This window comes from Cellulomonas sp. HD19AZ1 (assembly GCF_004535805.1).
GTDB lineage: Bacteria > Actinomycetota > Actinomycetes > Actinomycetales > Cellulomonadaceae > Cellulomonas > Cellulomonas iranensis.
Genome location: NZ_SPHX01000002.1, coordinates 106054 through 126180, shown reverse-complemented (window position 1 = coordinate 126180; position 20127 = coordinate 106054). Strand labels below are relative to the sequence as shown.

Here is a 20127-nt window from a genome sequence, read left to right as displayed (position 1 = left end):
GCCCTCACGACGCGTGCAGCCGCAGCCCGCGCGGCGTCGTCACGAACCCGGCACCGGTCAGCGCGGTCGCGGCCGGGGTCGCGAGGACGTCCGCCGAGAGCACCTCGGCGCCGTCGATGCGCCCGACGGTGAGCCGGCCCGCGCGGCGCTCGCGCACGGCGTGCACCAGCGCGTCGGCCGCTGCGTCGAGCGTCACGCGGTCGTCGCTGAACGTCAGCAGCGTCCGCCCGCCCCGTTCGAGGTACAGCGCGAGGCCGCCGTCGACGAGCACGACGAGGGCGCCGGCCTTGCGCCCCGGTCGGTGCCGCGAGCCGTCGCGCCCCTCGGGGGCGTCGGGCCACGCGAGCGCCGCACCGTACGGGTTCGCCGGATCGGTCGCGGCCAGGACGACGACCCAGGGCTGGTCGGCGGACCGCCGGTCGGCGTCGGGCGCCCCGGGCGACCACGCACCCGGCCCGGCGGGCGCCCCCCACGCGGGCGGCGGCACGTCCTGCCACGGCAGGCCCGGACCCAGGGGAGCGGTGTCGAGCCGGTCGGCCGCGCGCTCGCGTGCGCGGTCGACCACCTCGGCGTCCGCCCGCAGCCGGTCGACGGCGCCCGGCAGCGCGAACTGCGACCCCCCGAGCCGTTCGACGAAGTACCCGCGGCGCACCTGACCGGACTGCTCGAGCGCGCTGAGCACGCGGTACACGTCGCCGAACCGCCCGGAGACGCCCTCGGCGGGGGCCACCGCCCGCGTGAGGACGCCGTGCCGGTCCAGCAGCTGCGCCGCGAGCGCGTGCGCCCGGACGGTCGGGTCGGGCTCGCGTGCCGGGAGCAGGGACCAGCGTCCGGCGCCCGCGCCGGACGTCGAGCCGCCGACGCGCCCGCCGTCGTCACGTGCCGTCGGCACACCCAGCCGGACCCCGGCCCGCAGCCCGAGTCGCGGTCGCAGCGGGCGCCCGCGCGCGGGGGCGGCCTGCGTGCGGTGCGCGGTCGGGCCGCCCGCGAGCCACGCGCGCAGCGGGCCGAGGCCGTCGTTCGTCACCCGGCCCGCCCACACGAGGTCCCACAGGGCCTCGAGCACGGCCGTCGTGCCCGGCGCGGGGTCGTCGTCGAGCCGGACGGCGGCGACCCGCTCGACGAGCGGACCGAGGAACCACGCGCCGCCGCCCTCGAGCGCCGCGAGCACGGCCCGGTGCACCGGGCCGCTCGCGGGCGCATCGGTCGCGTCGAGGTCCGGCACGGGGGCGAGCGTGAGGTCCGCGACCGCGACCGGGTGCAGCGACACCATTCCGTCGTGGCCCGCGAGGGGTGAGTGGCCCGCCCACAGCACCTCACCGGCCGAGGTCAGCTCGTCCAGCATCGCGGGGGAGTAGTCCGGCACCCGCGCGGGCAGCACGTGCGTCTCGAGCGCCGACGCCGGCACGGCGAAGCCCGCGAGCTGCTCGACCGCGCGGGCCACCGCGTCCACGCCGCGCAGGCCCGAGGGCCGTCGCCCGACCGCGTGCACGCCCTGCCAGCGCGGCAGGAAGACGCCCAGCGCGCGCGGGTCGACCGGCTCGACCTGGGACCGCAGCGCCGCGAGCGAGCGCTGCCGCAGGCGGCGCAGCACGTCGGCGTCGCAGAACTCGTCGCCGGTGCCGCCCAGCACGTCGGGGCGCAGCCGCCCCTGCACGAGCACGCCGGACACCTCGAGGCGGCGCAGCACCTCGCCGACCACGGCCACGCCGAGCCCGAACCGCGCGGACGCCTGCGCCGCGGGGAACGGGCCGTGCGTGCGCGCGTGCCGGCGCAGCAGGTCCGCGAGCGGGTCGGGCAGGACCTCGGTGAACACCTCGGGCACCCCGACGGGCAGCGCGACGCCCAGCGCGTCGCGCAGCCGACCGGCGTCCTCGACGGCCGCCCACTGCTCGGCGCGCTCGGGCGCGACGCCGCCGAGCCGCACACGGATCGCCCGGCGGGCCGCCGCGAGCTCGTCGAGCCAGTCGGGGACGAGGTCGCGCACGTCGGCGCGCGTGCGTGCCTGCACGTCGGCGACGGGCAGCGGGCCGTGGCGGCGCAGCACGTCGGCGACCTGCTCGAGCGTCCCCGCCTGCCGGTCGGGCGCCGTGCCCGCGAGCTCGGCCTCGGTGCGCTCGACGGCCTCGGGGTCCAGCAGGTCCGCGAGCTGGGACTCGCCGCCCGAGCCCAGCAGCTCGGCCAGCAGGGTCGGGTCGAGCGTGAGCGCGGCCGCGCGTCGCTCCGCGAGCGGCGCGTCGCCCTCGTACAGGAACTGCGCGGTGTAGCCGAAGAGCAGCGACTGCGCGAACGGCGACGGGTGCGTCGTCGTGACCTCGACGACGCGCACCCTCCCCGAGCCGACGTCCCGCATGAGCTCGATCAGCGCGTCGGTGTCGAAGTCGTCCTGCAGGCACTCGCGCACCGCCTCGAGCAGGATCGGGAAGTCGGGGTAGCGCGCCGCGACCTCGAGCAGCTGCGCGGCGCGCTGCCGCTGCTGCCACAGGGGCTGGCGCCGGTCGGGGCGCCGTCGGGGCAGCAGCAGCGCACGGCCGGCCGCCTCGCGGAACCGCGCCGCGAACATCGCCGACGCGCCCAGCTCGTCGCGCACCGACGCGAGCACCTCGTCGGGGTCGAGCAGCAGGTCGTCGAGCGTGAGGCGCGGCCCGGAATCGGTGCCGCCGTCGGCGTCCCACGCGCTGTCCGCGGCACCGTCGAGCACGTCGGGCAGGCGCAGCACGATGCCGTCGTCGGCGTGCATGGCGGCCGCGTCGACGCCGTACCGCTCGCGCAGGCGCGCCGCGAGGACGAGGGCCCACGGCGCGTGCACACGTGCGCCGTACGGCGAGTGCAGCACGACGCGCCAGTCGCCCAGCTCGTCACGGAAGCGCTCGACGACGACCACGGTGTCGCTCGGGACCTGCCCCGTCGCCTCCTGCTGCTCGCGCAGGTAGGCGAGCAGGTTGTCCGCCGCCCACGCGTCGAGCCCCGCCGCCTCGACGCGCTCGCGCGCGGCGTCGTCGCCGAGCGCCGCGACCTCGCGGACCCACCCGCCCACCGCGCGCCCCAGCTCGGCGGGGCGTCCCGGGGCGTCGCCCTTCCAGAACGGCAGGCGCCCCGGGATCCCGGGGGCGGGCGTGACGAGCACGCGGTCGGGCGTGATGTCCTCGATGCGCCACGTGCTCGACCCCAGCGTGAACGTGTCGCCGACGCGCGACTCGTAGACCATCTCCTCGTCGAGCTCGCCGACCCGCTTGCCGCCGCGCACGCGGCCGCCCGAGCGCTCGGCGTCGGCCGGCACGTCGCTGGTCTCGCCGCCGCCCGCGAGGAACACCCCGAACAGGCCCCGGTCGGGGATCGTGCCGCCGCTCGTCACCGCGAGCCGCAACGCGCCGGGGCGGCCCGAGAGCACGTCGGCGACCCGGTCCCACACGATGCGCGGGCGCAGCTCCGCGAAGTCCTCCGACGGGTAGCGGCCCGCGAGCATGTCGAGCACGGCCCGCAGCGTCGCCTCGCCGAGCGTCGCGAACGGCGCCGCGCGCCGCACGACGCGCGCGAGGTCGTCGAGCGGCCAGTCGTCCACCGCGACCATCGCGACCACCTGCTGCGCGAGGACGTCGAGCGGGTTGGCCGGCACGGCCAGCGCCTCGAGCTCGCCGGTGCGCATGCGCTGCGCGGTCACCGCCGCCGGCACGAGCTCGCCGCGGTACGTCGGGAACACGACGCCCCGGGACACGGCCCCGACCTGGTGGCCCGCGCGCCCGACGCGCTGCAGGCCGCTCGCGACCGACGGCGGCGCGCCGACCTGCACGACGAGGTCGAGCGCGCCCATGTCGATGCCGAGCTCGAGCGAGCTGGTCGCGACGACCGCGGGCAGCCGTCCCGCCTTGAGCTCGGACTCGGTGCGGGTGCGTTCGGCGCGGCTCATCGAGCCGTGGTGCGCGCGCGCGACGATCGTCGCGGCGTCGCGCGTGTCGACGCCCGCCGACGTGCCGGACTGCCCGGGTGCCGCGGCCGGCTGCGCGGCGCCGGGGTCGGGCACGTCCGCGCCGTGGCGCTCCGCCCAGACCTCGTTGATGCGCGCGGTGAGCCGCTCGGCGCCCCGCCGCGAGTTGGTGAACACGAGGGTCGAGCGGTGCGCCGCGACGAGGTCGACGACGCGCTCCTCGACGTGCGGCCAGATCGACGCGCGCGGCGGCCCGTCGTCGACGGCCACGGGCGCGGCCCCCGGTGCGGGCGCGCCGAACCCCGCGAGGTCGGGGTCGATCCCCGGGCCGCCGTAGCGGTTCATCGACCCCGGGGCGGTGCCCGCGGCACCGGGACGTGCGGCGGACGCGAGGTCGCCCAGGTCGGGCACGGGCACGACGACGTCGACCTCGATGACCTTCTGCGACGGCGGCTGCACGACGACGACCTCGCGACCGCCCTCGTCGCGCGGTCGCGCGCCGCCGAGGAACGCCGCGACCGCGTCGACCGGCCGCACGGTGGCCGACAGCCCGACGCGCTGCACGGGGCCCGGCCCGCCCTCGCGCTCGAGCAGCGCGTCGAGTCGTTCGAGGCTCACGGCCAGGTGCGCGCCGCGCTTGGTGCCCGCGACCGCGTGGATCTCGTCGACGATCACGGTGCGCACCCCCGCGAGTCCCGCCCGCGCGCCCGACGTGAGCACCAGGTACAGCGACTCGGGGGTCGTGATGAGCACGTCGGGGGGTGACGTGGCGAACGCGCGCCGCTCGTTCGGCGGCGTGTCGCCGGTGCGGATGCCCACCGTGACGTCGGGCAGCGTGCGCCCGAGCCGGGTCGCCGCCTGCCGGATCCCCACGAGCGGCGAGCGCAGGTTGCGCTCGACGTCGGTCGCGAGCGCCTTGAGCGGCGAGACGTACACGACGCGGCACCGCGCACCGGGCTCGGCGGGCGGCTCGCCCGTCAGCAGGCCGTCGAGCGCCCACAGGAACGCCGCGAGGGTCTTGCCCGACCCGGTGGGGGCCACGACCAGCGCGTGGTCGCCGCCCGACACCGCCTCCCACGCTCCCGCCTGCGCGGCCGTGGGCGCGGCGAACGCGCCCGTGAACCACGCACGGGTCGGCTCCGAGAATCGGTCGAGCACCACCGGGCCATTGTGTCGGTCGGCACCGACACGCGCGGCCCGGCGCGACGGTGGCAGGCTGGGGGCGTGAGGTACCGCGAGCTGACCGACCTGGTGGACGACGTGCTGGGCCCCGTCCAGGGCCGGCTGCTGCTCGACGAGCTCGTGCTCGGCGAGCTCGGCGGCCGCACGGGCGCCGTCGCGCTCGCGGACGGCGAGGACCCTCGCGCCGTGTGGCACGCGCTGTGCGACGAGCTCGGCATCCCGGACGCCCGACGCTGGGGGAGCGACCCGCACCGGCAGGCGCCGCCGCGCCGCGCGGACCGCTGAGGACCGTGACCCCCGACCCGCGCCCGTCCGTGGGGGACGACCGCCGCCGGCGGCTGCTGCCGCGCGCGGTGGATGTGGGCGACGCGCTGTTCTCGCTCGTCGTCACCGCGCTCGGGCTGGGCGTGGCCATCACCGTGGTCGACGGCGTGGGCGCGACGACCCCGTGGGGCGTGCTGCTGGCGGCGCTCGCGGTCGGCGTGGGGGACCTCGTGCTGCGCGCGCCCCTGCGGCTGCTCGCGTCGGTCGCGGGCGCGGGCGGGGCGCTCGTGGCGGGGCTCGCGGCGCAGGTGCTCGTGCTGTGGGCGGCGCTGAGCGTCGCGTCGGGCGTCGAGGTCACGTCGGGCTGGGCGGTGCTGTGGGTGCTCGTGCTCACGTCGGTGGTGATGGCGGCCGGGCGCTGGCTCTGGGGGTCGAGCGACAACGAGTACGTGGTCGCGGACGTCGTGCGGCGCGCGCAGCGGTCCGCGGGCGCGCGCGACCACGACGCGGGGGACCGGCCGCGCGGCATGCTCGTGGTGCAGCTCGACGGCGTGAGCGCGCCGGTGCTCGACCAGGCCGTCGAGGCCGGGCTCGTCCCCACGATGCAGCGGTGGGTCGAGGAGGGCACGCACCGCCTCGCGACCTGGTGGGCGACCGTGCCGTCGACGACGCCCGCCGCGCAGGCCGGTCTGCTGCACGGCGCGGCCGACCAGATCCCCGCGTTCCGCTGGTGGGACCGCGGTCTGGGCCGGCTCGTCGTCACCAACCACCCCGACGACGCGGCCGTCGTCGAGGAGCGGCTGTCCGACGGCGCGGGCCTGCTGGCCGGCGGCGGCACGGCGGTCGCGACGATGTTCTCGGGCGACGCCGCGGCGTCCTACCTCGTGATGAGCCGGGGGCGCCGGCACGGCCTGGGCCCGGGGCCGGGCTACGTGCGGTTCTTCGCCCGGCCGTTCGTGCTCGCGCGCGCCGTCACCGTCACGGTCGGCGAGGTCGTCAAGGAGCTCTACCAGGCGCGCCGCCAGACCGTGCACGACGTGCGTCCGCGCGTGCCCCGCGGCGGGTGGTACGTGCTGCTGCGCGCCGTGACCAACGTGCTGCTGCGCGACCTCGCGACCTCGCTGGTCGCGGACGCGCTCGTGCGGGGCGTGCCGACCGTGTTCGTCGACCTCGTGGACTACGACGAGGTCGCGCACCACGCGGGACCGACGCGGCCCGAGTCGCTGCGCTCGCTGGAGGGTCTCGACCAGGTGCTGCGGATCCTCGAGCAGGTCGCGCGCGTCGCGCCGCGCGAGTACGACCTCGTGGTGCTCTCGGACCACGGTCAGACGCTCGGGGCGACGTTCGAGCAGGTCGAGGGCCGCTCGCTGCTGGACACCGTGCGCGCCCTCATGGCCGAGCCGGCTGCCGAGGGCGGGGTCGAGCGCGTCGAGGGTGTCGAGAGCGCGGACGGCGAGGACTGGGGGCCGTTGAACTCCCTGCTCACGAGCGTGCTGGGACGCCCCGGGGACCCCGTCGTGCTGGGCCCGGACGCCGGGGCGGACCGACGCCGCGGGCGGGTGCGCCGCGACGAGGGCGTGCCGCGCGTGCGCGAGCACGGTCGCGCCGCACGCGGGGCCGGCTCCGACGTGCCGGACGTCGTGGTGGTCGGGTCGGGCAACCTGGGCCTCGTGTGGTTCCCGGACGCGCCCGGGCGACTGACGCTCGAGGACGTGCACGAGCGCTGGCCCGGGCTCGTGCCGGGGCTCGCGGCGCGTCCCGCGGTGGGCGTGGTCGTGGTCGACTCGCGCACGCGCGGGCTCGTGGCGGTCGGGCGCTCGGGTCTGCGGCTGCTCGAGGTCGAGGGGGACGTGGTCGAGGGGGACGACCCGCTCGCGGCGTACCCCTCGCGTGCCCGCGCCGACCTCGCGCGCGCCGCGCGCCTGCCGCACACGGGCGACCTGCTGCTCGTGTCGGCGGTCGGCCCGCGCGACCAGGTGCACGCGTTCGAGGGGCAGGTGGGCTCGCACGGCGGACTGGGCGGTCCGCAGAACCTCGCGTTCCTGCTGCACCCGGCGGACCTCGCGGTGGACGACGCGCGCTGCGAGGACGTCGACGGCCGCCGCGTGCTCGTGGGCCCGGACGCGGTGCACGCGCAGCTCGTGGACTGGCTCGTCGAGCGGGGGGTGCGCGCCGCGCCGCTCGCGCGCACGACCAGGCAGCCAGGGGAGGGTGCGTCGTGAGCGTGCGGGTCCGCTGGCTCGGTCACGCGACGACCGTGCTCGACGTGGCCGGGGTGCGGGTCGTGACCGACCCGCTGCTGCGGCGGCACGCCGGTGTGCTGCGCCGCCGCGGCGGTCGCGCCCCGCGGACGTCGGACTGGCGCGGCGCGGACGTCGCGCTCGTGTCGCACCTGCACCACGACCACGCCGAGCTCGGCTCGTTGCGGTTGCTCGGCCCGGTGCCCGTGCTCGCCGCGCCGACGAGTGCGCACTGGCTCGCGGCGCACGGCCTGCACGGCGTCGGGCTCGCCGACGACGAGTGGTGGCCGTCGCCGGGCACGGACGTGCGGGTGCGGACGGTCCCCGCGGAGCACGGGCACCGGCCGATGCCGCACCGCCCGAACGCGGCGACGGGGTTCGTCGTCCGCGGCGACGGGACGACGGTGTGGTTCGCGGGGGACACCGGCCCGTTCCCGGGGCTCGCGCGGGTCCCGGAGCTGGCCGGTGCGCCGGTCGACGTCGCGCTCGTGCCGGTCGGCGGGTGGGGGCCGCGGCTGTCCGGCGGGCACCTCGACCCGCTCGAGGCCGCGCGCGTGTGCGCGTCGGTCGGCGCGCGCGTCGCCGTCCCGGTGCACTGGGGCACGTTGCACGCGCCCGCGTCGCGGCGGCTGCCGCCGGGGTGGATGGACCGTGCGGGGCGCGCGTTCGAGGCCGCCGCGCGCCGCGTCGCGCCGGACGTGGAGGTGCGGGTGCTCGAGCCGGGCGACGTCACCGAGGTCCGCGCGGCGCCGTGACGGCGGGTCGCCGCCGGCGCGGGTGCGGGTGCGCGGCGCGACACGCCGCCGCGCGTGCGCGCATCGAACACGTGTTCGGGTAGCGTGGGGTGCGGTGACACGGTCGAACCGACCACAGCCCCGCCCCCCGGCAGCGCCGGACGCGGGCGTGCGGCGGTCCGGCCGGGATGTCGGTGGTCGGGCATAGCGTCACGCAGGACGAGACCAGTTCCCGCAGGAGCAGCGCGACGCTGCACGAGACGACGAGGTAGCACCATGGCCGCACCTGACCGCGCGAAGGCCCTCGAGGCCGCACTCAGCCAGATCGACCGCCAGTTCGGCAAGGGGTCGGTCATGCGCCTCGGCGACGACGGCCGCGCCCCCGTCGAGGTCATCCCCACGGGGTCGATCGCGCTGGACGTCGCGCTCGGCATCGGTGGTCTGCCCCGCGGGCGCATCATCGAGGTCTACGGCCCCGAGTCCTCCGGCAAGACGACGGTCGCGCTGCACGCCGTCGCCAACGCGCAGAAGGCCGGCGGCATCGCGGCGTTCATCGACGCCGAGCACGCGCTCGACCCCGAGTACGCCAAGAAGCTGGGCGTCGACACCGACGCGCTGCTGGTCGCGCAGCCCGACAACGGCGAGCAGGCGCTCGAGATCATGGACACGCTGATCCGGTCCGGCGCCATCGACATCATCGTCATCGACTCGGTCGCCGCGCTCGTGCCCAAGGCCGAGATCGAGGGCGAGATGGGCGACTCGCACGTCGGCCTCCAGGCGCGCCTCATGTCGCAGGCCCTGCGCAAGATCACCGGTGCGCTCAACGCGTCGGGCACCACCGCGATCTTCATCAACCAGCTGCGCGAGAAGATCGGCGTCTTCTTCGGCAGCCCCGAGACGACGACCGGTGGCAAGGCGCTCAAGTTCTACGCCTCGGTCCGCATGGACATCCGTCGCATCGAGACCCTGAAGGAGGGCACCGACGCGGTCGGCAACCGCACGCGCGTCAAGGTCGTCAAGAACAAGATGGCCCCGCCCTTCAAGCAGGCCGAGTTCGACATCCTCTACGGCGTCGGGATCTCGCGCGAGGGGTCGCTCATCGACCTCGGCGTCGAGCACGGCTTCATCCGCAAGTCGGGTGCCTGGTTCACCTACGAGGGCGACCAGCTGGGCCAGGGCAAGGAGAACGCGCGCAAGTTCCTGCGCGACAACCCCGACCTGGCCAACGAGCTCGACAAGAAGATCAAGGAGAAGCTCGGCATCGGCGCCGTGGTCGACGCGCCCGCCGACGCCCCGGTCCCGGTCGACTTCTGATCGTGGGAGACCTCACCGGCCGGCCCGCGGCACGTCGCCGCGGCCGGCCGGCCGTCGAGCCGCCCGAGGTCGGCGCGGCCGCGCAGGACGACGAGCCCGACCCCGAGTCGGTGGCGCGCGCGATCGTGCTGCGCCGGCTCACCGGGGCGGCGCAGTCACGCGCCCAGCTCGCCGACGCGCTCGCGCGCCGCGACGTCCCGGAGGACGTCGCGACGCGCGTGCTCGACCGCTTCACCGAGGTCGGGCTGATCGACGACCAGGAGTACGCGCACATGCTCGTGCGTTCACGCCACGCCGAACGCGGGCTGTCGCGGCGCGCGCTGGCCGTCGAGCTGCGCCGCAAGGGCATCGACGACGAGACCGCCGCCGTCGCGCTCGAGGGCGTCGACGACGAGGACGAGGAGCACGCCGCGCGCGAGCTCGTGCGGCGCCGCCTGCGCACCACCGCGGCGCTCGAGCGCGACGTGCGCGTACGGCGCGTCTACGGAGCGCTCGCGCGCAAGGGCTACCCCGGTGGGCTCGTGTCCAGACTCGTGCGCGAGGAGCTCGCGGCCGAGGGCGTCGACGACGAGGACGCCCCGGACGACGGCACGCTGTAGCCACGCTCTTCGGGTCCGCAGGGTCGCGCGTCGTGCCCCGCACCACGCCCCACCGTGGCGCCGCCGCGCCGCCACCTGGTCATCGGCGGGCCCGTCGCCCGGCACAATGAACGTCACGGGTGCTGCCGCGGCTCCCGACGTCGGGAGGACCACGTGGACCAGAGCACGATCGCGACGGTCGTCGGGCTGCTCGGTGCGTGCCTCGTCGCGCTCCTGCTCGTCCTGGTCGCGCGCCGCGAGGCCGACCTGCAGCGACGCCGGGCCTCGCAGGACGTCGAGCGCATCCGCGAGGACGCGCGCGCGATGCTCGCCGACGCCGAACGGCGCGAACGGCGCGTCGTCGAGCGCGAGCAGGAGGTCGCCGCGCAGCGCGCCGAGATCGCCGAGCTCGAGCGCCGCACCCGCGCCGAGGCGGAGGCCGTCGCCGCCGCCGAGCGCAGCGCGGCCCGCGCGCTCGACCGTGCCGAGCACGTCGCCGCCCGCACGCTCGCCGACGCCGACCGCTCCGCCAACGAACGCCTCGCCGACGCCCGCGCGCAGGCGCGCGCCGAGCTCGAGTCGGTCAGCGGACTCACGCAGGACGAGGCGCTCGCGGAGCTCACGCGCCGCATCGCCGACCAGGCCGCCAACGACGCCGCCGCCCGCGTGCGTCGCGCCGAGGCGCAGGCGCGTCGCACCGCCGACGCCCGCGCCCGCCGGATCGTCGCGACCGCCGTGCAGCGTCTCGCCGTGCCGAGCAGCGCGCAGCACGCGCTGACCGTGCTGCCGCTGCCGTCCGACGAGATGAAGGGCCGGATCATCGGCAAGGAAGGGCGCAACATCCGGCACTTCGAGGCACTCACGGGCGTCAACGTCCTCGTCGACGAGACGCCCGGCAGCGTGGTGCTGTCGTGCTTCGACGCCGAGCGCCGCGAGCTCGCCCAGGTCGCTCTCGAGGCGCTCATGGCCGACGGCCGGATCCACCCGCAGCGCATCGAGGCCGCGTACGCCGACGCCCAGGCGGGCGCGCAGGAGCGGCACGACGCGGCGGGTCACGACGCCGCCGAGCGCGCCGGCGTGACGGGTCTGCACCCCGAGCTCGTCCGCACCATGGGACGGCTGCGCCTGCGGTCGTCGTACGGCCAGAACGTCCTCGAGCACCTCGTGGAGTGCGCCCAGGTCGCCGCCGCCACGGCCGCCGAGATCGGCGCCGACGTCGAGGTGGCGCGGCGCGGCGCGTTCCTGCACGACCTCGGCAAGGCCCTCACCGCCGAGGTGCCGGGCACCCACGCCGCCGTCGGCGCGGACCTCGCGCGCCGGCACGGCGAGAGCGAAGCCGTCGTCAACGCGATCGCCGCGCACCACGACGAGGTGCCGCCCGCGACCGTCGAGGCGGTCCTCGTGCAGGCGGCCGACGCCGTCTCGGCCGCGCGGACCGGTGCGCGGCGGCAGGACGTCGACCAGTACGTCGAGCGGATGGTCGAGCTCGAGGCGCTCGTCACCGAGCACCAGGGGGTGCGTCGCGCGCTCGCGATGGCCGCCGGCCGGGAGGTGCGCGTCGTCGTCGAGCCCGAGGAGGTCGACGACCGGGCGCTGCCGCACCTCGCGCGTGCGATCGCGCAGCACATCGAGGCTGACCTGACGTACCCGGGGGAGATCCGCGTGACCGTGGTCCGGGAGCTGCGCGCGAGCGCGACCGCGGGCTGACGCGACGCGCGCCCCCTCGTGCCGCGTGCGGCACCGGCCGGGCGCGTCGCACCGGGAGCGGTCCGGCCCCCGGGCGCGCCGGCGCCCGGTCCGTACGGCTAGCGGTCGGTGGTCGCCGCCATCGCCGGGGCGTCGGCCTTGGCCGTGCCCGCCGTGAGCCGGCCGACGCGCGCCGCGAGGCGCTCGGCCAGCGTCGTGAGCGCGACGTTGATGACGATGAACACCAGCGCGGCGATCAGCAGGGCCTGCAGCATGTTGCCGTTGCCCGAGCCGAACCGGCGTGCCGCGTCCAGCAGCTCGGGGTACGTGATGATCGCGCCCAGCGCCGTGTCCTTGAGGATCACCACGAGCTGGCTCGCGATCGCGGGGAGCATCGCGATGAGCGCCTGCGGCACCTCGACGAGCCGCAACGACTGAGCGGGCCGCAGCCCGACCACCAGCGCGGCCTCACGCTGGCCCTTCGGCAGGTTGTGCACGCCCGAGCGCACGAGCTCGGCGAACACCGAGCCGTTGTACAGCGTGAGGGCCAGCACGACCGCGAGGAGCGGCACGTCGGGCGGGTCCACGACCCGCAGCTGCGCGATGCCGCTGTAGAAGAACACCATCATGAGCAGCACGGGCACGGCGCGGAAGAACTCGACGACCGTGCCGCTGACCCAGCGCACCACGCGCGAGCCGGACAGCCGGCCCATCCCGAACACGAGCCCGAAGACCGCAGAGCCGACGATCGCGAGCCCTGCCGCTCGCAGCGTCTGCAGCAGCCCCGGCAGCAGGTAGGCCGTCCACGTGCGGGGCTGGACGAAGGGCTCCCACATGGCGGGCGCGAGCTGGCCCTTGCGGCCCAGGAGCACGAGGGCCCAGACCGCGATCCCCGCGACCACGACCCCCGCGAGCACGTTGACGAGCAGCATCCGGCGCCGCGTGCGCGGCCCGGGGACGTCGAACAGGACGAGGTTGCTCACCGGGCCACCGCCAGCCGTCGCGAGAGGGACGTCGTCGCCAGCCCCACGGGCACGACGATGATCACGTAGCCGATCGCGAACGTGAGGAAGACCGCGAGGATCACGTCGGGCCGGAACTCGATCATCGTCTTCATGAGCCCCGACGTCTCGGCGACGGAGCCCGCCGCGGCCACCGTCGAGTTCTTGATGAGCGCGATCAGCACGTTGCCCAGCGGGGCGACCGCGCCCCGGAACGCCTGCGGCAGGATCACGAGGCGCGCGGCCGGCCAGAACCCCAGGCCGATCGCGCGCGCCGCCTCGGCCTGCCCGACCGGCACCGTGTTGACGCCCGAGCGCAGCGCCTCGCACACGAACGCCGCGTGGTAGACCGCGAGACCGAGCACGGCGAGGCGGAAGAAGTTCGTCTGGAAGTCGCTCGAGAGCGTGATGCCGAGCTGGCCCCACAGTCCCAGCACGCAGAACACGATGATGATCGTGAGCGGCGTGTTCCGCAGCAGCGTGACGTACGTCGTGCCGGCCCACCGCAGGCTCGGCACGGGGGAGATCCGCATGACGGCCAGGACCGTGCCGATGACGAGCGCGAGCACGGCAGCGTACGCCGTGAGCTGGATGTTCACCCAGAACGCGCCGAGCACGTCGTACTGGTCGAACAGCGACACGAACTGGTCGAGGTAGCCCTCGTCCACGCGGCCTCCCGGGGTGCGGTGGGCGGTGCCGGGGCCGGCCCGCGCGACGTGCGCGCGGCCGGCCCCGGTCGACGGTCAGACGGGCGTCAGGCGCAGGCCTCGACCGTCGGCGGGTTGAGGGAGTCGTTCGGCTCGTACCCCGACGCACCGACGTTGTCGTCGAGCGCCTTCTGCCACGACCCGTCCTCGATCATCGCCTCGATCGCGCTGTTGACGTCGGCGCACACGTCGTTGTCCTTCGGCAGGCCCACGCCGTACTTCTCCTCGGAGAACGGGTTGCCGACCACCTTGACCTTGCCCTCGTTCGCCGGCAGCGACGCCAGGCCCGCGAGGATGATGTCGTCGGTGGTGACCGCGTCGACCGTGCCCGCGACGAGGGCGGTGACGCACTCGCCGTACCCGGGCTGCTCGAGCAGGTTCGTGCCCGCCGCGTACTCGTCCTTGATCCGCTGCGCCGACGTCGAGCCCGTCACCGAGCACAGGTTCTTGCCCTCGAGGTCCTCGGGGCCCGAGATCGAGTCGTCGTCCGCCGCGACCAGCAGGTCCTGCCCCGCCACGAAGTAGGGCCCCGCGAACGCGACGACCTCCTTGCGCTTGTCGGTGATCGAGTACGTCGCGAAGATCATGTCGACCTGGCCGTTCTGCAGCATCGTCTCGCGCTGCGCGGACGGCGCCTGCACCCACTCGATCTGGTCCGGCTCGTACCCGAGCTTGCCCGCGACGTACGTCGCGACGTCCACGTCGAAGCCCGTGTAGTCGCTGCCGTCCTGGTAGCCCAGGCCGGGCTGGTCGAACTTGATGCCGATGCGGATCTTCTCGCCCGAGCCGCCCCCCGCGGTCGCGCCGTCCGAGCCGCCGCTGCCGGCGCCGTCGTCGCCGCCGGAGCAGGCGCCGAGCGTGAGCGCGGCCACCGCCGTGAGTGCGAGGGCCAGTCGTCGTGCACGCATGTGTGCTTCCCCTTCGTTCGTCCTGCGTCGGTCAGGGTCGGGATGGTCGGTGAGGATGCGTCGCGGGTCGGGTCAGTGCGTGAGGATCTTCGACAGGAAGTCCTTGGCGCGCTCGCTGCGGGGCGCGGTGAAGAACGTCTCGGGGTCGGCCTCCTCGACGACCTGCCCGGCGTCCATGAACACCACGCGGTGCGCGGCCCGGCGCGCGAACCCCATCTCGTGGGTGACGACGACCATGGTCATGCCGTCGCGCGCGAGGCTCACCATGACGTCCAGCACCTCGTTGATCATCTCGGGGTCGAGCGCGGACGTCGGCTCGTCGAACAGCATCGCCTTCGGCTTCATGGCCAGGGCCCGCGCGATCGCCACGCGCTGCTGCTGCCCGCCCGAGAGCTGCGCGGGCCGCTTGTGCGCCTGGTTCGCGACGCCGACGCGCTCGAGGAGCTCCATCGCGGTCGCCTTCGCCTGCGCGGGCCTGACGCCCTTGGCCTTGATCTGGCCGAGCGTGACGTTCTCGAGCACCGTCTTGTGCGCGAACAGGTTGAACGACTGGAAGACCATGCCGACGTCGGCGCGCAGCCGCGCGAGCTCGCGGCCCTCCGCGGGCAGGGGCTTGCCGTCGATCGTGATGGTGCCCGAGTCGATCGTCTCGAGCCGGTTGATCGTGCGGCACAGCGTCGACTTGCCGGAGCCCGACGGCCCGATGACGACGACCACCTCGCCCCGGTGCACGGTGAGGTCGACGTCCCGCAGGACGTGCAGCGCACCGAAGTGCTTGTCGACGTGGTCGAGGACGAGGAGCGGCTCGCCGGTCGGACGTGCGTCCACGTCCGCACGGCCCGGCTCCGCCGTGGTGCTGTCAACCATGGACCGAACCTACGGGTGAGATGTTGCGTATGCCACGTGTGGACGTCACGGTCGCGTAACAGCGGGTTCACACGAAACGTCCGTTCCGTGTCGCCCGCGCGGTCGGCGGGGTCAGTCCCGCGGGTGCGTCGAGGGCCGCCGGGCGGGTCGTACCCTGGTGGACGATGTCCACGACCCTGACCGACGCCGCAGCCGCGCCGCACGCGCCCGACGCGCCCGCGGGCGCCGACGCGCGCCCGCGGACCTACCTCGTCAAGACGCTCGGCTGCCAGATGAACGTGCACGACTCCGAGCACATGGCCGGCATGCTCGAGCAGGCCGGCTACGTGCCCGCACCGCCCGCCGAGGCGGCCGCCGAGGACGTCGACGTCATGGTCATCAACACGTGCGCCGTGCGCGAGAACGCGGCCGACAAGCTCTACGGCAACCTCGGGCGGCTCGCGGGCACCAAGCGCACGCGCCCCGGAGGCATGCAGATCGCCGTGGGCGGCTGCCTCGCGCAGAAGGACCGCGCGGGCATCGTCGAGCGCGCGCCCTGGGTCGACGTCGTCTTCGGCACGCACAACCTCGACGTGCTCCCGACGCTGCTCGAGCGCGCGCGGCACAACGCGGCGGCGCAGGTCGAGATCGCCGAGTCGCTGCAGGTGTTCCCCTCCACGCTCCCGACGCGGCGCGAGTCCGTGTACGCGGGATGGGTGTCGATCAGCGTGGGCTGCAACAACACGTGCACGTTCTGCATCGTGCCGCACCTGCGCGGCAAGGAGCGCGACCGCCGCCCGGGCGAGATCCTCGCCGAGGTCGAGGCGCTCGTCGCGACCGGGGCCATCGAGGTCACGCTCCTGGGTCAGAACGTCAACTCGTACGGCGTCGGGTTCGGCGACCGGCACGCGTTCGGCAAGCTGCTGCGCGCCGTCGGCGCCGTCCCGGGCCTGGAGCGCGTGCGCTTCACGTCGCCGCACCCGGCCGCGTTCACGGACGACGTGATCGAGGCGATGGCGCAGACGCCGACCGTGATGCCGCAGCTGCACATGCCGCTGCAGTCGGGCTCCGACCGCGTGCTGCGCGCGATGCGTCGGTCCTACCGCTCCGACCGCTTCCTCGGGATCCTCGAGCGCGTGCGGGCCGCGATCCCGCACGCCGCCATCACGACGGACGTGATCGTCGGGTTCCCGGGGGAGACCGAGGAGGACTTCGCCGAGACCCTGCGGGTCGTCGAGGCGTCGCGGTTCTCGTCGGCGTTCACGTTCCAGTACTCGCCGCGCCCGGGCACGCCGGCCGCGGACCTGCCCGACCAGCTGCCCAAGGCGGTCGTGCAGGAGCGGTACGAGCGGCTCGTCGAGCTGCAGGAGCGCATCTCCGCCGAGGAGAACGCCGCGCAGGTCGGGCGGACGCTGGACGTGCTGGTCGCCGAGGGCGAGGGACGCAAGGACGGTGCGACGGCCCGGATCTCCGGGCGCGCGGAGGACAACCGTCTGGTGCACCTCGCGCTGCCGGCGGACCTGGCGCCGCAGGACGCGCCGCGGCCGGGCGACCTCGTGACCGTCGAGGTCACGCACGGCGCGCCGCACCACCTGGTCGCCGACTCGGCGCTCGCGCCCGGCGGCACGTTCCGCGTGCGCCGCACGCGCGCCGGCGACGCGTGGCAGGCCCGTGCCGAAGGGCGCGACGAGCACGACCACGGCGGAGCGTCCTCGTGCGGGACGGGTGCGCCGGCACCGGCCGGACCCGTGGTGCTCGGCCTGCCGACGCTCGGTCGCCCCGCGCGCTGACGCGCGCCCGACGACGCTGCGCTGACGCGCGCCCGACGACGCTGCGCTGACGCGCGCCGACGACGCTGCGCTGACGCGCCCCGCCGGCGCGGCCGCGCGACCCGGGCCCTTCGGACCAGGAGCGGCCCGACGACCGGCGCTTCAATGAACGCGGCAGTGTCGCCACGTCGCAGCGTCAGTGGAGCCCGTCATGCGAGACGTCTTCCTGTTCCTCGCCCAGCAGCCCGTGCTGCTGCTCTTCGTCGTCATCGGCGTCGGGTCCGCGGTGGGCCACGTCAAGGTGCGGGGCGTCGGGCTCGGCGCGGCCGCCGTGCTGTTCCTCGCGATCGGGTCGTCCGCGTGGGCGGCGTCGTACGGCGTCGACCTCGAGATCACCGAGGCGCTCGGCACGCTCGGGCTCACGCTGTTCACGTTCTGCGTCGGCCTCGTCTCGGGCGCGACGTTCTTCTCGTCGTTGCGGCGCTCGCTCGCGCCGATCCTCGCGACCGCGGGCGTGCTCGTCGTCAGCGCGGGCGTCGCGGTCGGCGCCGGCCGGCTGCTCGGGCTGGACGCCCCCACGGTGGCGGGCGCGTGGGCGGGTGCGGTGACGAACACGCCCGCGCTCGCGGCGGCGCGCGACGCCGCGGGCGACGCGACGACGCCGACGATCGGCTACGCCGTCACCTACCTCTTCGGGGTGGTCGGGATGCTCGTCGCGGTGTCGGTCGCGCTGCGGCACCGCGAGCACGACACCGACGCGCCCCCGACGCTCGTGAGCCGCACCGTGCGCGTCGAGGCGACCGCGGGCGTGCGCGTGCGCGACCTCGAGCTCGCGCACCGCGACCGGATCAAGTTCTCGCGCGTGCGACGGGGCGAGACGTCGCCGATCCGGACGGCCGCCGACGCGGACCTGCTCGTGCTCGACGACCTCGTGACCGTGGTCGGCCCGGTGGACGACGTCGAGGCGGTGACGCGCGAGCTCGGGCACGCGTCGTCGCACCGCCTCGAGGCCGACCGGCTGTACCTCGACATGCGCCGGGTCACGGTCTCGGCGGACCACGCGGCGGGGCACACGATCGCCGAGCTCGACCTGCTGCACCGGTTCGGCGCGACCATCTCGCGCGTGCGTCGCGGCGACGTCGACGTCCTCGCCACGGACGACTTCCAGCTCCAGCTCGGCGACCGCGTGCGCGTGATCGCACCGCGCGAGCGCATGGCGGAGGTGTCGCGGTGGTTCGGCGACTCGTCGCGCGGGCTGTCGGACATCACGCCCGTGGTGCTCGGCGTCGGCATGACGCTGGGCATCCTCCTGGGTGCCGTCGCGTTCCCCGTGCCGGGCCGTGTGTTCTCGATCGGCTCGGCCGCCGGCACGCTGCTCGTCGGGCTCGTGCTCGGGCGCGTCGGCCGGATCGGGCCGGTCGTCACGGCCATGCCCTACACGGCGGCGCAGGCCGTCGCCGAGCTCGGGCTCCTGGTGTTCCTGGCGCAGGCCGGGTCACGTGCGGGCGCGCAGATCGGCGCCGCGTTCACGTCCGGCGAGTGGTTGCGGATCCTCGTGCTCGGTGCGCTCGTCACGACGACGGTCGCGGTGGGGCTCTCGCTCGTCATGCGTCGCGTCTTCCGGATCGGCGGCACGCGCCTGTCCGGGATCGTCGGCGGCACGCAGACCCAGCCGGCCGTGCTCGCGTTCGCGAACGCGCGCACCGGGTACGACGCGCGCGTCGCGCTCGGCTACGCGCTCGTGTACCCGGCCGCGATGATCACCAAGATCGTGCTGGGGCAGGTGCTCGGCGGGCTGTGACGCCCCGCCGCCCGGGAGGCGCCGCGGCGGTGTGGGCGCTCAGTTGTCGGGCACGTCGGGCGGCGGCGGGCCGTCCGCCGGGACCACGGGGTCGAGCGCCGCGAACAGCTGCACACCCGTGCCCAGGCCGCACGCGAGCAGCTGCGCGAGCTGCAGGTCGGTGACGCCCTGCTCGAGGTCCGCCGAGACCTCGGCGTACACCGCGAGCTCGCCCTCCTCCTCGCGGACGTACGCCTTGGGCCAGATGCGCTCGCGGTTCCAGTCGTTGATGGCCAGCGCGACCGCGCGGCGCTGCTCGACCGGCAGCGTGCGGTGCCAGCGTCCGCGCACCTGCAGGATCTCGGACTGCTCGCCGAGCAGCAGGAACCAGAACCGGCTGCCGTCCCACGTGCCGGTGAGGTCGCCGTCCTCGTCGATCACGAACCGGTACCCGCGCCCCAGCAGGTAGTCCGCGACGCGGTCGCGCGTCAGGGGCTGCGGCGGCTCGTCGTCCTGGGGGCGCGTCTTCGTGGGCTTGGGCAGCCCGCCGAGCACGCGCAGCAGCCAGCCCGGGGCGCTCACGGGGCCGTCCCCGCGGGGTCGGGGTACCGTTCGTCGAGCGCGTCGAACAGCATGCTGCCCGTCGACAGGCCGCAGAACAGCAGCTGGCTGAGCTGGGCGTCCGTCGCGCCGTGCTCGAGGTCCGTCGCGACCTCGGAGACCACGTGCACGCGACCGTTGTCGCGCACGCGCGCGTACGCCTTGGGCCAGATCCGCTCGGCGTTCCACTCGTTGCACAGGTCGAGCACCTCCTCGAGGCGCTCGATCGCGAGCTCGCGGTGCCACTGCCCGCGGACCTGGAGGATCTCGGACTGCTCCCCGAAGAGGAAGAAGTAGAACAGCCGTCCGCGCCACAGCCCCCCGAGGTCGCCGTCGTTGTCGACGAAGTAGGAGAACTGGTTGTCGGACATCCACGACGCGATGCGCGCGGGGGACACGGGTGCCGGTGCCCGGGTCGCCGCGTCGGCGCCGCCGAGCTCGCGCACGAGCAGCTCGGACACGCGGTCGTGCAGCTCGCGGTCGTCGACGGAGCTCGCGTCGCGCACGGGTGCGGGACGCGTACGAGCCCTCCAGCGCGCAGCGCGCAGACGGAACCACCCCATGCGGCCGACCCTACCTGGCACCGCCGACGA

Annotated in this window: 15 protein-coding genes; 8 read left to right on the top strand and 7 right to left on the bottom strand. The window is 75.5% G+C overall.

Annotation, left to right across the window (positions count from 1 at the left end; translation table 11 throughout):
* Positions 1–4 precede the first annotated feature (4 nt).
* Positions 5–5086 carry a DEAD/DEAH box helicase gene (locus E4A51_RS04115; protein WP_134850953.1) on the bottom strand — a complete coding sequence of 1694 codons (5082 nt, stop codon included), beginning with the start codon at positions 5084–5086 and terminating at the stop codon, positions 5–7.
* A 63-nt stretch (positions 5087–5149) separates the two neighbouring features.
* On the opposite strand from E4A51_RS04115, the gene E4A51_RS04110 reads away from it, so the two are divergent.
* The 6 genes from E4A51_RS04110 (at position 5150) to rny (ending at position 11944) form a co-directional block, all read left to right on the top strand.
* Positions 5150–5392 (top strand): DUF3046 domain-containing protein, encoded by a 243-nt coding sequence (locus E4A51_RS04110; RefSeq protein ID WP_046530458.1) that lies wholly within the window; start codon positions 5150–5152, stop codon positions 5390–5392.
* A 5-nt stretch (positions 5393–5397) separates the two neighbouring features.
* Positions 5398–7593, top strand: coding sequence for a phage holin family protein (locus E4A51_RS04105; protein WP_240696372.1), 2196 nt, complete (start codon positions 5398–5400; stop codon positions 7591–7593).
* Positions 7590–8366 carry an MBL fold metallo-hydrolase gene (locus tag E4A51_RS04100; RefSeq protein WP_134850952.1) on the top strand — a complete coding sequence of 259 codons (777 nt, stop codon included), beginning with the start codon at positions 7590–7592 and terminating at the stop codon, positions 8364–8366. Before E4A51_RS04105 ends, E4A51_RS04100 begins: the two co-directional genes overlap by 4 nt.
* Positions 8367–8621: 255 nt before the next feature.
* Positions 8622–9659 (top strand): recombinase RecA, encoded by a 1038-nt coding sequence (recA, locus tag E4A51_RS04095; RefSeq protein ID WP_046528147.1) that lies wholly within the window; start codon positions 8622–8624, stop codon positions 9657–9659.
* A 2-nt stretch (positions 9660–9661) separates the two neighbouring features.
* Positions 9662–10258 (top strand): regulatory protein RecX, encoded by a 597-nt coding sequence (locus tag E4A51_RS04090; RefSeq protein WP_070319361.1) that lies wholly within the window; start codon positions 9662–9664, stop codon positions 10256–10258.
* A gap of 153 nt (positions 10259–10411) precedes the next feature.
* Positions 10412–11944, top strand: coding sequence for a ribonuclease Y (rny, locus tag E4A51_RS04085; RefSeq protein WP_134850951.1), 1533 nt, complete (start codon positions 10412–10414; stop codon positions 11942–11944).
* Positions 11945–12042: 98 nt separating this feature from the next.
* Here the strand turns inward: rny and E4A51_RS04080 are convergent, their stop codons facing one another.
* The 4 genes from E4A51_RS04080 to E4A51_RS04065 form a co-directional block, all read right to left on the bottom strand.
* Positions 12043–12906: an amino acid ABC transporter permease gene (locus E4A51_RS04080; RefSeq protein WP_134850950.1), complete on the bottom strand. Its 864-nt coding sequence runs from the start codon at positions 12904–12906 to the stop codon at positions 12043–12045.
* Entirely contained in the window at positions 12903–13592 is a 690-nt protein-coding gene (locus E4A51_RS04075; protein WP_046528151.1) for an amino acid ABC transporter permease, read from the bottom strand. Before E4A51_RS04075 ends, E4A51_RS04080 begins: the two co-directional genes overlap by 4 nt.
* Before the next feature lie 86 nt (positions 13593–13678).
* A complete protein-coding gene (locus E4A51_RS04070; protein ID WP_046528152.1) occupies positions 13679–14539 on the bottom strand; it encodes a glutamate ABC transporter substrate-binding protein in 861 nt (286 codons plus the stop codon).
* Positions 14540–14611: 72 nt separating this feature from the next.
* A complete protein-coding gene (locus E4A51_RS04065) occupies positions 14612–15406 on the bottom strand; it encodes an amino acid ABC transporter ATP-binding protein (RefSeq protein ID WP_134850949.1) in 795 nt (264 codons plus the stop codon).
* Positions 15407–15570: 164 nt separating this feature from the next.
* Between E4A51_RS04065 and miaB the strand changes: the two genes are divergently transcribed.
* Entirely contained in the window at positions 15571–17175 is a 1605-nt protein-coding gene (gene miaB, locus E4A51_RS04060) for a tRNA (N6-isopentenyl adenosine(37)-C2)-methylthiotransferase MiaB (protein ID WP_134850948.1), read from the top strand.
* Between the two features lie 190 nt (positions 17176–17365).
* Complete coding sequence (locus tag E4A51_RS04055) at positions 17366–18955, top strand: aspartate:alanine exchanger family transporter (RefSeq protein WP_087510370.1); 1590 nt, start codon at positions 17366–17368, stop codon at positions 18953–18955.
* A 39-nt stretch (positions 18956–18994) separates the two neighbouring features.
* Here the strand turns inward: E4A51_RS04055 and E4A51_RS04050 are convergent, their stop codons facing one another.
* Together E4A51_RS04050 and E4A51_RS04045 are read right to left on the bottom strand one after the other, a co-directional pair.
* Positions 18995–19516, bottom strand: coding sequence for a YbjN domain-containing protein (locus E4A51_RS04050; RefSeq protein ID WP_046528155.1), 522 nt, complete (start codon positions 19514–19516; stop codon positions 18995–18997).
* Positions 19513–20097, bottom strand: coding sequence for a YbjN domain-containing protein (locus E4A51_RS04045; RefSeq protein ID WP_046528156.1), 585 nt, complete (start codon positions 20095–20097; stop codon positions 19513–19515). Before E4A51_RS04045 ends, E4A51_RS04050 begins: the two co-directional genes overlap by 4 nt.
* Positions 20098–20127 lie beyond the last annotated feature (30 nt).

Bases quoted from the DNA above. Each gene is read 5' to 3' on its own strand.
- E4A51_RS04045 (WP_046528156.1), bottom strand. From the start codon at position 20,097: ATGGGGTGGTTCCGTCTGCGCGCTGCGCGCTGGAGGGCTCGTACGCGT.
- E4A51_RS04065 (WP_134850949.1), bottom strand. From the start codon at position 15,406: ATGGTTGACAGCACCACGGCGGAGCCGGGCCGTGCGGACGTGGACGCA.
- recA (WP_046528147.1), top strand. From the start codon at position 8,622: ATGGCCGCACCTGACCGCGCGAAGGCCCTCGAGGCCGCACTCAGCCAG.
- miaB (WP_134850948.1), top strand. From the start codon at position 15,571: ATGTCCACGACCCTGACCGACGCCGCAGCCGCGCCGCACGCGCCCGAC.
- E4A51_RS04070 (WP_046528152.1), bottom strand. From the start codon at position 14,539: ATGCGTGCACGACGACTGGCCCTCGCACTCACGGCGGTGGCCGCGCTC.
- E4A51_RS04055 (WP_087510370.1), top strand. From the start codon at position 17,366: ATGCGAGACGTCTTCCTGTTCCTCGCCCAGCAGCCCGTGCTGCTGCTC.